This window comes from Sphingobacterium sp. GW821-FHT03E03, from assembly GCF_059420745.1.
The window spans coordinates 15,865-31,280 of record NZ_JBWKUH010000036.1 but is presented as its reverse complement, the minus strand read 5'-3'; the positions used below and the strand labels follow the sequence as shown (position 1 = coordinate 31,280).

The window sequence follows — 15,416 nt, the reverse complement described above, 5'->3', positions numbered from 1 at the left end:
TTACTTAGGAAATACAATTTTATGAAAATAGCTTTCTTTTCAACCAAACCATACGATAAAATATTTATTGAACGGGAAAACGAAACCTACGGTTTTCAATTCAATTTTTATGAAACCCATCTCGGACCTCATATTGTCAATGCAATTGACAATGAAGAGGTTGTTTGTGTTTTTGTCAATGACAAGTTGGACCGCAAGGTGATAGAAATCCTTGCTCAAAAAGGCGTAAAATTAATCGCCTTGCGATGTGCAGGTTTCAATAATGTAGATTTGGATGCGGCGAAAGAATTTGGTATCCAAGTCTGTCGTGTACCCGCATATTCTCCTGAAGCTGTTGCTGAACACACGATGGCTATGCTACTGACACTCAACCGAAAAACACATAAAGCCTATAATCGCGTCCGTGAGCAAAACTTTGCCTTAAACGGCTTATTGGGCTTCAATATCCATCAAAAGAAGATTGGTGTTATCGGAACAGGGAAAATCGGTAAAGCGTTTATCCGAATTGCCCTCGGATTTGGAGCGGAGGTCATCGCGTATGATCTGTATCCTGATCAGGATCTGATCGCAGCCGGTGTTCAGTATACAACTCTTGATCAATTATTTAGGGACTCCGATATCATCTCCTTGCATTGCCCCCTTACACCAGACAACCATTACCTCATCAATAAAGAATCGCTAGCAAAAATGAAGGATGGGGTTACCATTATCAATACGAGTCGCGGTAATCTTATTCATACCAATGATGCCATTAGCGCATTGAAAGAGCGAAAAATAGGATTGTTAGGAATTGATGTTTATGAACAGGAAGAGAAACTATTTTTTAAAGATCTCTCCACCGTTATTATAGAAGATGACACCATTCAGTTGTTGATGAGTTTTCCAAATGTCTTAGTTACAGCACATCAGGCCTTTTTCACAACGGAAGCACTAACCCAAATTTCTCAACGCACATTAAAAAGTATTGCTGAAATATTGACCACGGGCACGACCGACAATGAGGTGATCTTATAGCAGTACATCCAAAGATCATTAATTTTTAACATGAATAATACAGAGAACAATAAAGTTTTGAAAGGCTTTTTATTGGCTGTTAGCGCAGCCATACTTTGGGGCGTTTCCGGAACTTTTGGTCAATTTCTTTTTCAACAACGAGGCGTAAATGTCGAATGGCTGATTACCATTAGAATGTTGGTAACAGGTGCTGTCCTCCTAATTTTAGCAGGAGCAAATAACCGCCGGGACTTATGGTCTATCTGGAGCAACCGCAAAGATGCCATTGACCTGCTCTTATTTAGTATTGTCGGTGTACTTGCTGTTCAATATTCCTATTTTGCTGCGATTAACTATTCCAATGCTGCTACAGCAACGGTGATGCAATACACTGGTCCGGTTATGATCGCGATCTATATTGCGTTAAAAGAGCGGAAATTTCCCAATGGCAAAACATGCCTGGCAATTTTACTGGCCGTATTAGGTACGTTTTTGCTGGTCACCCATGGTAAAATAGGAACATTGTCGATCTCTGGAATTGCACTGTTCTTTGGATTAGTTTCGGCAGTAACACTGGCCTTTTATACCTTACAACCTGTTCATCTCCTCAATAAGTATAAATCAACAGTTGTCATTGGCTGGGGTATGCTCATCGGTGGAATTGCATTTTGTTTTGTCAGAGCTCCCTGGGATGTTGCAGGTGTTTGGGATATGCAGACCTATACCTATACTTCGTTTATCGTTATTTTTGGAACCCTCATCCCTTTTTACGCCTACCTCACAGCAGTGAAATTAATTGGCGGTCAAAAAACCAGCCTTCTCGCTTCCGCAGAACCTTTATCAGCGGCATTACTGGCGGTATTATGGCTTAACACACCTTTTGCCTATACCGACTGGATGGGTACTGCATGTATTATCCTGACTATTGTTTTATTGGGAACATCGAAAAAAGAAGAAATGCATACTGTGTAGGCAACTACCAGGATGCATTTCCAAATCCTCCTATACACGCTCACTTTTATAGCTTAACCACCATTCATCGAGCTGCTCAATAATCGGTAATAATGTTTTTCCTAAATCGCTGAGTTTATATTCTACCCGTGGTGGTGATTCCGCATAAATCTGTCGGCACAGGATACCATCGCGCTCCAGTTCACGTAATTGTACCGTCAATGTTGTCTGTGCCATATCATCCATTTCCCTACGCAGCTCACCAAACCGCTTAGGACATTCTCTTGCGATGGCTTTGATCAGTAAAACCTTCCATTTTCCGCCTATAATCTTGAAAATACCATTGACATCGCAACAACTTCCAAAAAACTCACTTTTTTTTTCGTTCATAATCACCTCATAATGACCATTAGTTCATAAAACCATACCAAGTACATAATTTATAACTACTTGATCATAAAAAATTTCCAAACTACTTTTGACTATAAAATTATCAAAAACTTTCTATATGCACTTCCAAATTAAAGATTTGCTTCATATTTCTATCCTATCCATTGGCATCTTTTTGTTTGTCATAGATCTATTCATTATCAATGTTTCTTTACCGACCATACAGCATGCCTTGAATCTGAGTAATAGTGCGACACAATGGATCATTATCCTATATATCATTGGGTATGCTAGCCTGCTGATCAATGCAGGCAATGCCGGAGATTATTTTGGCAAAAAGAAATTATACCTACTGGGGATGGCCGGTTTTACTTTTGCGTCGCTCTTATGTGGACTGTCAACCAATATCTATTTCTTATTACTCGGCAGGCTGCTCCAGGGAATTAGTTCAGGTATGATGGTACCACAGGGCATCGCATTAATTACCTTACTTTTTGAAGATGCGACAAAACGATCAATGGCATTGGGAATATATGGCAGTATTGCAGGTGTTGCCTCTGTCATTGGTCAGCTCCTCGGTGGCCTACTTCCGGATCAATCCTGGATACCGGAAAGCTGGCGTCTTATTTTCTTAATTAATATCCCCATTGGTATCCTTGCCTGTATTGCCGCTTATCGTTATGTCCCCAGTGATCAGGCAAACCCCAAATCCACAATCTCATTTATACCTATGCTGACTTTATTTATACTCATGATAGGCATGATATACCCCTTGATCATGGGACCTGAACTGCATTGGCCGATCTGGTGTATCCTACTGTTGGGGACCGCGCTTATCTTAACATTGCTGTTCCTGAAAAAGCAGAGGAGGCTATACCAAACCGGACAACAGGCGCTTTTTAACTTCTCACTCTTCCACAGCAAGGTCTTCAACCTTGGGTTGGTAGCTGCACTAGCCTATTACATGGTTCAGGATGCCTATTTTATTATTAATTCCAATTATCTACAGAATCACAAGAGCTACACAGCTACCATGACTGGTGTCGCTTTCGTTTACCAGGGTATTGGGTATGTCGTTGCAAGCCTTATGGTCAACAAGTTGATTCAACGTTATGGGAAAGCAGTGATACTGGCCGGATTGGGCACAATGGTTATAGGTCTGTTCTTTCATCTGCTCGTTCTCAACAAAGAGACTATCGCGACTGATCAGCTTCATCTGCTCTTTTTCATTTATGGGCTTGGATGTGGTAGTGTACTCCCCTCCTTGATGACACTCGCATTAAAAGATGTCAACAAGGAATTCATTGGTGTAGGATCCGCCATCTACCTCACGATACAACAGCTGTCTATCTGCCTCGGTATTGCTTTTGTTGTCGGACTTTTCCTACATGAAAAGGGAAACACCTTCTTCCAGCTGAATAATATTACTGCTGCTTATGGTTATGCGACTACAGTATCAATTCTATTACTCATCTTGGTTGCCTGTTGTATTTCCTACCTCCCAACAATTGGGAAAAAGAAAGGCAATGGTATCACCGCCCAGCAGAATCATGATTGTGAGGTATTAAATTAATCTTTCCCTTCGTATTTTTTGAATAATGCGTAATCATACGGTATGTGCATACTGAGGGACTTTGCTTCCCATGTATCCCCACCTTCAGGAAGATAGAAATCATAGGCGTTGTCCAGGAAATTCTCTCCATCGGGTGCTTCCTGCCAATCTTTCTTCTCGCGGTTATAGAGTAATATCATGCAGCTTACACAGTATTGGTTTCCCTCTTTCTTGGGATTTTCATAACATTGGCCAATTTTGATGTTTAACTTCTGTTGAATAATAACATCTGTCAATCGCTTGTTCGTGAGGTAGATTAATGCCAATTGTGCATCTTCATACGTAGGAGACTTCTTTGCAGGAGTAAGTTTATCAAATTGAGCATTTTTAATCTTTGCCATCTCAGCCGATTTGAATTCAGGAGCAAGAAGATTGGTATCTACAGGACGAAAGTCCTCCACATCAGCTACACGGGTGATACCGGGTTCTAAGGAAGATCCCCGCGCTGCTGTATCAGCATCCAATGCAGCCGCGCCCCCATCATTTTTCCCAAATACCTGAGCTAGTTCAGACAAATGATGTCCGATATGGTTAAAACCAACAACATAACGTAAAAAAACAAAACCTATCACAAGTACAGATAAGCCTATTATTAAGCCTTTTTTACTCCCTGAGCGGTTGCTTTTTTCTATTTCCAAAAAAGAAGATGGCTCAGGTTCTCCTCTGTTTATAGCTTGGCTATTAGACACTTCGTCGTAATCAACTAAAAATAGGTCTTTACCATCGAAAAGATCAATATCACCTTCCTCAAACATTTGGACAATATCGCGGGCCGTTTTCAATTTTACATTTGCGCGATTGGCGATTAGTTTAATTGCGCCATCGTAATTGCCTTGTTTAATTAAATCTATAATTATTTCTTTATCAATTTCGATCTTGTTGACGAGAATAGTTTTGTTCATCTGGTTGTATCTTCTTTCAGTTGATTCCTGTTATGCTATGTTCTTTACGATATTCAAAAATGAGATTAATAAATGGAAGATCAATGAAAATTTCTTCCTTTATAAAAAACATCATTCACCTGCTCATCCTCTTCTGCCAGATTTTTTAATAAACCCGACATATCAAAACAGCGTTCAGCAATGATATGGATCACCTCTCCCTCTACCTGTACTTTTCCTGCAACCATAAACAATTTAGCTCGAAGGATCTCCTTTCGGTATTTTTCGAATACTTTACTCCAGATAACCACGTTTGCAAATCCAGTATCATCTTCAATGGTCACAAATAGCACGCCTTTGGATGTTCCAGGCCGCTGCCGCACTGTAATCAATCCACATACCTTTACGGGCATATTATTTTTGATCAGGTTTAATTTTTCAGTTGGTACAATATGCAGAAGATCCAATTTGTCACGTAGGAAACTTACGGGATGCGCTTTGATGGACAACCCGGTTCTTGCATAATCCGCTACGACATGTTGGCTGGGGCGCAACAAAGGTAGCTCAATCTGCCCTTCTATGCTTTGTGGTGAAGGTTTCCCTTCAAATAATCCAATGGGACGATCTCCTAAAGCAGTGATTTCCCACAATGCCCTCCGGCGATCGATGCCCAGTGAACGGAAAGCATCCGCCTCAGCCAACCTTTCCAGTCCAGACAGGGACAGCCCAACTTCCATCATCGTTGTGATCGCCGAATATCCATGTTGGCGCGCCGAGGTCAGCAATAGTGCTTCTTCTTCCGAAAATCCCTTGATCTGACGTAAGCCCAAGCGCAGCGCATGCGGGTGCCCCATTTCACCTTCCAGGGTATTATCCCAAAAGGAATGGTTGATATCGATGGGTAGAATTTTCACCCCATGTCGCTCCGCATCAATAACGATCTGCGCAGGCTGATAGAATCCCATAGGCTGACTATTGAGCAAGGATGCTGCAAAAATATCGGGATAATGGCATTTGATCCATGATGAAACATAAACCAAAAGCGCAAAAGAAGCCGCATGGCTTTCCGGAAAGCCGTAACTCCCGAATCCTTCCAGCTGCCGAAAAACCCGTTCAGCAAACTCTACGGTATAATCTTTCTTCACCATACCGTCTATCATCTTTTGCTTAAACACCGACACCTGCCCTTTTGCTTTAAAGGTCGCCATACTACGGCGCAGTTCATCTGCCTCGGCAGGTGTGAATCCGGCCGCAACGATCGCAATCTCCATGGCCTGCTCCTGAAACAGCGGAACACCCAGTGTTTTTTCCAAAATCGCCCTAATTTCTTCTTTAGGATAGTCCACAGCCTCTTCTTTATTTCGCCGTCGCAGGTACGGATGCACCATACCCCCCTGTATCGGCCCCGGACGTACAATAGCTACCTCGATAACCAGATCATAAAATTCCCTGGGCTTTAGTCGTGGCAACATGGACATCTGCGCCCGGCTCTCAATCTGAAATACTCCCAGGGTATCGGCATGACAGATCATATCATATACCTTTGGATCTTCAACTTCACCAATCTTGGCCAACGTCAGATCCAGCCCATAATGACTTTTGGCAAGATCAAAAGCCTTCCGGATACAGGTCAGCATCCCCAATGCCAGTACATCTACTTTGAGGAAACCCAGTGCCTCCAGATCATCTTTGTTCCACTCCAGGTTGGTTCGGTTATCCATGCGGGCATTTACCAAGGGACAGAGCTCGTGCAGATTACCCTGTGTAATAACAAAACCACCGGTATGTTGCCCCAGCTGCCTTGGAAACCCAATATACTGATGCGTCAATTCGAGTACCTTACGCAAATGCGGATCGTCGGAATTAAAGCCTTGTTCCTTCAAGCGCTCCAGATCAATATAATCGTCCCAATGACTGCTGACCACGCCGGCCAGACGGCCGACAGTATCCATGGATAGTCCCATTGCTTTCCCTACATCACGTACAGCCCCTTTAGCACGTACCTGCGTCACCGTCGCCACAATAGCCGCGCGGTTGCGACCATATTTCTCATAGATGTACTGAATCACCTCTTCGCGGCGTTCATGTTCAAAATCGACATCGATATCGGGTGGTTCATCCCGCGCATCCGACATAAACCGTGCAAAGAGCAACCTGAATTCAGCAGGATTGACTGAGGTAATGCCCAGACAGTAACAAATGGTAGAATTGGCGGCCGAACCACGTCCTTGACATAAAATACCCCTTTCTTTTGCAAAACGCACATAATCATAGACGGTCAGAAAATAAGAAGCATAGCCCTTACGCTCGATAAAATCAAGTTCCATCTGGATGGTATCCCGGATAGCATCAGGGATCTGATCACCAAACCTATCTTTCGCTCCTTTCCATGTCAAATAGACCAATTCTTCCTGCGCGGTACGCCCATTAGAAGACAGTTCATCTGGATAAACATATTTTAAATCATCTAAGGAGAAGCTGCATGCTGCTGCTATTTCCATTGTCCGTGCGATGGCTTCAGGATAAGGTCTAAACAGGCGCTCCATCTCTGCTATAGGTTTCAGATACCGTTCGGCATTGGGATACAATTTAAATCCTGCATTCTGAATGGTGCATTTCTCCCGGATGCAGGTTAAAACATCCTGTAGTTCCCGCCTTTCGGGTACATGATAATAGACATCCCCCAAAGCAACAAGGGGAATTGCAAGGTTTTCGCCCAATTGTTGCATACGGAACAAGAGCTTTGCATCATCACCACGGTATAGCCGCTTGACTCCCAAATACAGGGCCACGCCTAGTTGCTGCTTATATTCCGTTACAGAAGTGAGAAAACCGGCTTCCAGTTCAAATTTGGCCGTTAACCGAGTGGGTGGACAGATAATAAATCGAATTCCTTCCCTATACTGATAAACATCCGATCGATAGAGATGACATTTTCCTTTTTCAGCGCGCAGATTACCTATGGTCAATAAGGATGATAACCGGCCATAAGCTTCTTTATCGGTTGGATACGCCAATAAACTTGGACCATCCTGTAAGTCCAGCCGACAAGCTGGAATAAGTGTAATACCGTGCTTCTTCGCGGCACTATGGGCGCGAACAATACCAGCAAAACTATTCCGGTCAGTAACCGCAATTTTGCGGTACCCAAATTGTGCTGCACGTTCCATCAGTTCTTCCGGATGGGAAGCTCCTTCCAGAAAACTAAAATTGCTCGTTACCTGTAATTCACAATAACCCATCATTATGCAAAAAAACCATGTAAAAACCATTGATTGGGCAAACTGTCGTCGTAATGCCCTGAACGATAAAGCCAAAATCGCTGGCCTTTCTCATCCTCAACGGCATAATAATCGCGATGTTCACCTTTATCTATCCACCATTCCCGTTCAATGCGCTCCGGCCCATCCGCCTTTTTAACGGTATAGACTTCCCCTTTATAGCGAAATAACAATGGTGGATAATCGGGAATAGGTGCTGTAACCAAAATAGGTTCTGGTATGCTTAACAAACGCGTGGGCTGGGGTCTTTCAGTTTGCCAGTCAACAGTGGCTACTTCCTGGACTGAATTGGCAGTTTTCATGGAGCGCTCAGGCCAATAATGTGCTGCTGGCAAATAACGGGAAATATCACAGCTGGGATCTCTGCTTTTTAGACGATCCAATAATTCGGTCACCATGGGATTATCAAGTCCAATGCAATTGCCCCATAAATTCTCCTGCACAGGATCGGCCTCTTCAACCTTGGGTACCTCCAAGATAAACAGTTCAATACCCAATGCAGGTTCTATCTGTGCGATTTTCAAGGCAAATAACTGAAACAAGTGATGTTCATGCGCTGTCGCCCGATTGGTTCCGATGTTGATCTGTTCGATTTTTCCGTCAATACGGTGACATTGCAATACAGCCTCCCGTACACCTTTGCCTTCCCCGATCAGGCGTTTACAGATTGCATGTAAAAGCTGCTGGAGGGCGAGCTCAATACCTTCGGCTGTACGGATCGGTTCCAGACTGGGCAAACGTTCTTCATAGGGAAAGATTGGCTTTATGGAAATGATAAATTCATCTTCATGCCCAATAGCCTGATCCAAGCGGAGAAGCAAATGATTTCCGAAACGTCGGCGCAATGCTGTACGTGGCATGGCCGCAAAACTTCCAATTGTTTTCAAGCCAAGGCTATGCAATCGTGCTAATACAGCGGCTTCCAGTCGAAGTGCCTGGGCTGGCAAAGTCAATAAGGCATCAAAGTGCATATCTGCCTTTAAAATACTGCTTTCCTTTCCGAAACGGGCTATTGCCCAAGCAGCACCGACGGTATCTGCAATACACATCTGCACATCATAGCCATGTTGCTTAAACCTGGAAACGATATGCTGTACATAAGATTCTTCTCCACCCCAGAGGTGGGAACAACCACTGATATCCAAAATAATTCCTTCAGGCAGGTCTATCGCTACGACAGGTGTATACCTGATACACCAATGTGCAATGCTATGGAGCAATTTTTCCTTTAATCCCGGACGTTCATTGATCACTTTTAAGGAGGGGAAAAATGCCTTTGCATCGGCAATGGCCAAACCTGGATATATACCTTCCTCTTCAGCCAAAGGATTACTGGCACTGACGATCAGCTTTCCATGGGTAGAAATCGCCAATACAAAAGGTATTCCCCTGAGCTGGGGATGCCCAACAGCCATCCAGTCTGTTTTTAGATGGCGAAACCACAAGGAGGCAAATCGCTTTTTCATGCCAATCCCTGGTTATGATAAGATGGTGCCCAACCTTCAATCTCTTGCCTTGTTTTAGCAACAGGCACAAAGTCGCCGGCAGTCCATGTCATCTGCCATCGCCCCGGATTTCCGTTCCGGACTTTCAACAAAGCTATATCCCAACTTGGGTAGCCAATTCCCGGCAGTCCATCTTCCAATTGACTCGGCAGCGAGCTAATTTTCCATCGTGCTGCACAGGCAGTTGCTCCCAGTAACTTTGGGTTGTGCTGTAGGATAAATCCCGTCACTGCACTTTTCTCCACGGCCAACTGCAAGCGTCGCGACTGTACAAAGTCCAAATGATGTATCTCCGCCAGTACAGCAGTTATCCCTTCACATTTTAGGGCCTCTTCCATCGCCCATAAAACATCCTTTTCCTGTCCCATACGAACGAAAATGACATTTTCAGGAACAACACCAAACGATTTCAGGGCCGTGGGAAATAGTGTATGAAAGCAACTTATCCAAATGCAAATCCCACCATTACACATCAGCTTGCCCAACAATCCACTGATAAAACCACAAGAAACAGCTCCCCCTACCCGATCAAAACTAACAAATTCGTGAATCACTCCTCTTGGGAAAATTCCATTGGGGAAAGCCTCCTCCAATGGACCAAGGCCCATCGGAAGTACATCGGCCGATTTTTGTGGTACTCCCTGCCATACCAGCAGGTCCTTTTTCAATTGGCCGATTAAAGCTTTTTTTTCTGTTAATAACATAGCCACCTCCGTCTTAAAGTTTAAGCAAATTTAATACTAATAATTTTAGTATTAAAACGAATTTGCTATGTTTTTTAGCTTTTCAGAATTTATAAATAAGGATAAGCCTTCTTTTCGATTCCAAAAGAACTTACATTTCCATTAGAAATCATTCAGAAATTGCTGAATAACATCCTTCTTTCTCGTCGCTACAGGAATCATTTTGCCATCTGCCATCTCCAACTGACCATCCTTAAAATATTTTTTAATATAGTTTGCGTTGATCAGATAAGATTGATGACATCGGATAAACTCTGTTTCGGGCAACATGGTTTCGAAGTGTTTCAATACTTTAGAAACCATCATAGGCTTGTTGTCCTTGATATAAAATGTGGTATATCCCTTGTCGCCATGGCAATAAAGCACATCGTCAATATTCACAATCTGTGTATATTCAAAAGTGCGCAAGGCAATTTTTTTGGGTTTATTAGGCGCCTTCAGATAGCTCTCTGCCATATTTAACTGCATGCTATTGAATCTATATTCGGTATTCTTTTTATAGCATTTTTCAATCGCCTCTATAAATTGATCGGGCACCAACGGTTTCAACAGATAAGCAATGGCACCGATATTAAGAGCTTCAATGGCATATTGATTGAATGCTGTAATAAAAATCGTATTGATATCCAATTTAAGTTCAGAGAGAAAAGATAAGCTCGAACCATCTTTCAGCTGAATGTCAGCCAAAATTAAATCGGGGTTGGTTGCCAGTAGTTCCCGCTCAGCCTGTGCAATGGAAGGGCTGTAACCAACGATTTGAACATAAGGGATGCTATCCAAAAGTGACTTTATATACAAGTATATATTATACTCATCTTCAAGAATATAAACTTTCATAATATTGATTTTTTAGTTAAAATATAAAACAAGCGGAATATAAATTTCGACTTTATAACCACGCAGATCATCTCTATAGTTTGGTGTTATTTCAATCCGTGCTTCCGGTTCAGCATCCACAAACAAAAGCTCCAGACGTTCTTTTGTAATGATCTGCGATAAGGACGTCTTATGGGGAACCTGTTCCTTAGATACCTGCATCCCCCATCCATTGTCACAGATGCTGACATGCAGTTGATTTTCATGTGTACGGAAAGAAATCTCCAGTTGTCCCATATAAGGTAAATTCTTAAACGCATGCTCAATGGCGTTTTCCACAAATGGCTGTATAATCATCGGTGGAATCATAACATCATCCAGATCCAGATCCTCGGTCTCAATCTGAAAGCCAAACACATCCTGATAACGCATCTGCTGTAAAAGCATATAATTATTTAATGATTTAATTTCCTGATCCAATGAAATATATTCTTCCCTATTCAATTCGAGAATATCACGGATCTGACGTGATAATAAGAGCAGATATTGATTAGCCTTTGCCTTTTGTTCGCTACTGATCAATCCCTGTAGGTTGGCGATGGCATTGTATATAAAATGTGGATTTAATTGGTTTTGCCTTGTTTTTTGTTCTAAAATAAGCTGCCTATTCTCCGCAAGAATACGTTGATTGATATTTTGCAGTAATTTCTGTTTGTTTCTGAAATAGATAAAAAATGCGATACTGAATACCAGCGCAAATAGAATAACAAATATCCAACGTTGTTGTACCAGTATCTTATGATTAAATGTGTTTGTTGTTCTTAACAGCGTAATCGCCTGATCCTTTTTCTCCGTTTGGTATTTTGTATTGATATCGTTGATTTTCTCAGCTTCGATCCGCTGTGTACTCAGTTGATAATCTTGAAAAGTTGAATCCAAAGCAAAATAGGCCCGTTCATAATCTCCTTTTGACGCATAGGCTAATTGCAGATTTTTATAATAAAACATTTTATTATGCTTAATCTTATGTTTTTTAATAAATCGGAGACCGGCATTAAAATAAAATATGGCCGAATCCACTTGATTATTGTTCAGGAAATTCTTACCAAGATTTGCAAAAATATATGCATTGAGGGTATTGGATGCTTCTAGATAATTGAAATACTTCTTGGACGCTTCTATTGCTTTAGGATTATTATTAATACTAAAATAATATTGCGACTGTAAGTCATACATCCGCATGATGATGGCCGAGTCCTTGGTTGCATTTGCATAGTGTTTACAACTGTCCAAGGTACCTTTTAGTTTCTCATAATCATGCAAAGCAATATATTGCATAAACTTCATTTCCTGATAGGCCTGAGAGACATGTGCGTTGGATTTATTGGGATGATAATGATACCAGGACTCGACATCTTTCAAAGCCTCTCGATATTTTGCCTGTCGGTATTCCGCATTAGCCAATAGATTATAGAACAGAAAGGTAAACACACTTTCATGTGCTAAAGCGTACTCTTTGGCATCAATAATCTGCTCCATCATCGTTCCGCTGGTTACATCATGAAAACTAAAATTAGCACGGATTTCCAAATAATCCTTTAAAACAGCCAAATCCGAAGATAATTTTTGTCCTTCCAGATTTTTTAAAGCGATTTCGACGGAATCAATATTGTCATCCAATAAATATTCGTAGGCCAACAGAATCGAACTGTAAGAAGAATGCTCAAAATAGCCATCTTTAAGCAGTTCATTTCTTTTCTTGTTTACAAGGGCTGCACTCCTGAAATCCTGTGTCGAAAGATAGCTCAACATCACATTCTCATAGCTCAAGTCAAGAGAGTCGTTGGCTACGACCGTAGCCTTCTGCGCATCTTGGGGCTTATTCTGATGACAAGAAAATAACTGGATCAGCAGTAAAATCACGATAAGACAGTAAAACGCTCCAGTTCTATATAATTTCATCAGAATATCTATTAATTCACTTTTGTTCTTCTCCAAAGGTATACTTATGTCCTTCAGTGATTTAAAATAACAATGCCGCTATGATGAGTGCGATATTTTAAACGTTAAGGTATAGCGCTCATCAGGGTTGCATTAATAAGTAATCGAATATCGGAATATTCCCAACAAAACAATATACCTGAGTTCAAAAATATTTAACTTTCCTGATATTTAAGTATGACTCTTAATGGATTAAAGATACATAGAAACATACTTCTTACGGTTCATCCTAAACAGGTAGGTCTACCATCTTTAATCAGGTTGTTTATAAAAACCTCGTCATGCGGTCTTATTAACAAACAAATATACAGGATCGAAAAAAGATAAATTAGGCATTTTAACAATCGTACGGGTAGCATCAATATTTGTATTGAATGACCTAGTTTCCGAACCAATAACGCAACTTTGAACTTATTTTAATGACTTAATGTAACAAAAAACCATCATCTTATACTAATACCATACACTAAATATTTTAAGGCATAATGACGAGTAGCTTAATATTGAATTTCATCACCTGGGATGTCAATAGCGACATCTTTACCATACCGATCATCAATCACCCTGTCCGTTGGTACGGCATATTTTGGCTATTTGGAATTACCCTATGCTACAGACTGTTATGGACAATGTTTAAAAAGGAAGGCCGAGCTGTCGAATTTTTAGATCAGCTTAGTATCTATGTTGTCCTGGGCACAATTATAGGCGCACGTTTGGGGCATGTCTTATTTTATGATCCCTCGTATTATTTCAACAATCCGCTAAAGATCTTCGCTATATGGGAAGGAGGTCTTGCTAGTCATGGTGGTGGCATTGGTATTTTGGTCGCTATTTTCTTGTTCGCGAAGAAGCAGAAACTTCCCTTCCTTTGGGTCGCAGATCGAATCGCATTGGTGGTCCCTATTGCAGGAGCGTGTATCCGCCTGGGTAATCTAATGAATTCGGAGATGATCGGTACACCAACAAACATGCCCTGGGCTTTTGTCTTTACTTCTATTGATCAAATACCACGACATCCGGCTCAGTTATATGAAGCGTTGTTTTGTATCATACTATTCCTGTTACTGCGTTATCTCTGGACAAAACCAATCCTAAAAAACAACATTGGAAATTGCTTTGCTTTATTGTTGATCCTGTTGTTCTCTTTTCGATTTTTAGATGAGTTTCTAAAACTCAATCAGGAAGACTTTGAGAATTCATTGTTCATTAATATGGGACAGCTACTGAGTATCCCATTTATACTTATCGGATCTGTCTTACTTTTCATCAACAGTAGGAGAAAAACACAACAGCTGTTGCAAACCAAAAGTTAGTCAAGCAGGAATCGATTGTATTATTTTAATGCACTATTTGAGAATACCAGACTGAAAGGCAACTTTAACAAGTTCTGCCGTATTTTTCACATTCATTTTTTCGATCAAACTTTGTCGATGGCCCTCTATTGTGCGTTTGCTCAAAAAGATTTTGTCGGCAATCTCCATATTCGTAAAACCGTCCGCGATCAACTTCAGTACTTCCAGTTCGCGTTCACTGATATCAAAGTCTGGTAGCGAACGGTTTGGTAAATCCGTGTAATTTTCACCAGAAATCACCTGATCAAGCAGCGCCATACTGATTTCTTCACTTATATATTTACCACCATTAGCCACATGGTTGAGTCCAAAAAGAAGTTCGTTATAATCCACATTTTTAAGCAGATAGCCCGAAAGGCCATGCTCAAATCCTTCAACAACATAATGAATCTGATTCAACATCGAGAGGATAACAACCTTAATGGACGGATACTTCGCTTTGATCACACGCAATAGCTCCATACCATCCATATGATCCATACTGATATCCGTTAAGATAATATCGGGCAATAATTCGTTGCTCAGGAGTTGTAGCGCCTCATTGCCATCCGAAGCCTCTCCAATGACAACAAAATCCTCCTGAGACTCCAATAACAATTTAATACCATTACGTACGACCATATGATCTTCAACCAACAGTATCTTAACCTTACTCATCTTTTGCAATATTTAATAAAAATTATCTTTCTTCTTCATCCGAATAGTATGCTACTATGGAGTTTAGTTGCATTTTTTTACCTTGGAAAGATCAGGAAACCTCTTGTACCTCCAGCTACCCACCTGCCTTCTTTCCAAACCGGTACATACTGATAAAGATACAAAATTCTCAGCAAGAAGCCTCTGTTCGGTTTAAATTTTAAGGAAAGCATAAGTAGGATCTGGAAAGGGAAC

The 15,416-nt window shown here is 41.3% G+C and carries 12 protein-coding genes; 4 read left to right on the top strand and 8 right to left on the bottom strand.

Annotation, left to right across the window (positions count from 1 at the left end; all coding sequences use genetic code 11):
• Window positions 1-21: 21 nt before the first annotated feature.
• Together AC07UV_RS23905 and AC07UV_RS23900 are read left to right on the top strand one after the other, a co-directional pair.
• The gene (locus AC07UV_RS23905; RefSeq protein ID WP_495185563.1) at window positions 22-1,014 is read left to right on the top strand and encodes a 2-hydroxyacid dehydrogenase; all 993 of its coding nucleotides are present in this window, start codon (window positions 22-24) and stop codon (window positions 1,012-1,014) included.
• Between the two features lie 30 nt (window positions 1,015-1,044).
• Window positions 1,045-1,965, top strand: a complete 921-nt coding sequence (locus AC07UV_RS23900) for a DMT family transporter (RefSeq protein ID WP_282254849.1) — start codon at window positions 1,045-1,047, stop codon at window positions 1,963-1,965.
• A gap of 30 nt (window positions 1,966-1,995) precedes the next feature.
• Here the strand turns inward: AC07UV_RS23900 and AC07UV_RS23895 are convergent, their stop codons facing one another.
• The gene (locus AC07UV_RS23895; protein ID WP_282254850.1) at window positions 1,996-2,334 is read right to left on the bottom strand and encodes a winged helix-turn-helix transcriptional regulator; all 339 of its coding nucleotides are present in this window, start codon (window positions 2,332-2,334) and stop codon (window positions 1,996-1,998) included.
• A gap of 118 nt (window positions 2,335-2,452) precedes the next feature.
• Here AC07UV_RS23895 and AC07UV_RS23890 point away from each other — a divergent pair, with 118 nt between their 5' ends.
• On the top strand, window positions 2,453-3,907 hold the full coding sequence (locus tag AC07UV_RS23890) for an MFS transporter (protein WP_495185562.1): 1,455 nt from the start codon (window positions 2,453-2,455) through the stop codon (window positions 3,905-3,907).
• Here the strand turns inward: AC07UV_RS23890 and AC07UV_RS23885 are convergent.
• The 6 genes from AC07UV_RS23885 to AC07UV_RS23860 form a co-directional block, all read right to left on the bottom strand.
• Window positions 3,904-4,848, bottom strand: coding sequence for a hypothetical protein (locus tag AC07UV_RS23885; protein ID WP_495185561.1), 945 nt, complete (start codon window positions 4,846-4,848; stop codon window positions 3,904-3,906). The two genes, AC07UV_RS23890 and AC07UV_RS23885, sit on opposite strands and share 4 nt — an antisense overlap.
• Before the next feature lie 80 nt (window positions 4,849-4,928).
• Complete coding sequence (locus tag AC07UV_RS23880; protein ID WP_495185560.1) at window positions 4,929-8,072, bottom strand: error-prone DNA polymerase; 3,144 nt, start codon at window positions 8,070-8,072, stop codon at window positions 4,929-4,931.
• Window positions 8,072-9,574 (bottom strand): Y-family DNA polymerase, encoded by a 1,503-nt coding sequence (locus AC07UV_RS23875; RefSeq protein ID WP_495185559.1) that lies wholly within the window; start codon window positions 9,572-9,574, stop codon window positions 8,072-8,074. The genes AC07UV_RS23880 and AC07UV_RS23875 overlap by 1 nt, the downstream gene beginning before the upstream one ends.
• Window positions 9,571-10,317, bottom strand: a complete 747-nt coding sequence (locus AC07UV_RS23870) for an ImuA family protein (protein WP_495185558.1) — start codon at window positions 10,315-10,317, stop codon at window positions 9,571-9,573. The genes AC07UV_RS23875 and AC07UV_RS23870 overlap by 4 nt, the downstream gene beginning before the upstream one ends.
• Before the next feature lie 141 nt (window positions 10,318-10,458).
• Window positions 10,459-11,193: a LytR/AlgR family response regulator transcription factor gene (locus tag AC07UV_RS23865; RefSeq protein ID WP_223580074.1), complete on the bottom strand. Its 735-nt coding sequence runs from the start codon at window positions 11,191-11,193 to the stop codon at window positions 10,459-10,461.
• A 12-nt stretch (window positions 11,194-11,205) separates the two neighbouring features.
• Window positions 11,206-13,134 (bottom strand): sensor histidine kinase, encoded by a 1,929-nt coding sequence (locus AC07UV_RS23860; protein ID WP_495185557.1) that lies wholly within the window; start codon window positions 13,132-13,134, stop codon window positions 11,206-11,208.
• Between the two features lie 524 nt (window positions 13,135-13,658).
• Here AC07UV_RS23860 and lgt point away from each other — a divergent pair.
• Window positions 13,659-14,486, top strand: coding sequence for a prolipoprotein diacylglyceryl transferase (gene lgt / locus AC07UV_RS23855; protein ID WP_495185556.1), 828 nt, complete (start codon window positions 13,659-13,661; stop codon window positions 14,484-14,486).
• Window positions 14,487-14,519: 33 nt separating this feature from the next.
• Here the strand turns inward: lgt and AC07UV_RS23850 are convergent, their stop codons facing one another.
• Window positions 14,520-15,182: a response regulator transcription factor gene (locus tag AC07UV_RS23850; RefSeq protein ID WP_282254857.1), complete on the bottom strand. Its 663-nt coding sequence runs from the start codon at window positions 15,180-15,182 to the stop codon at window positions 14,520-14,522.
• Window positions 15,183-15,416: the final 234 nt, after the last annotated feature.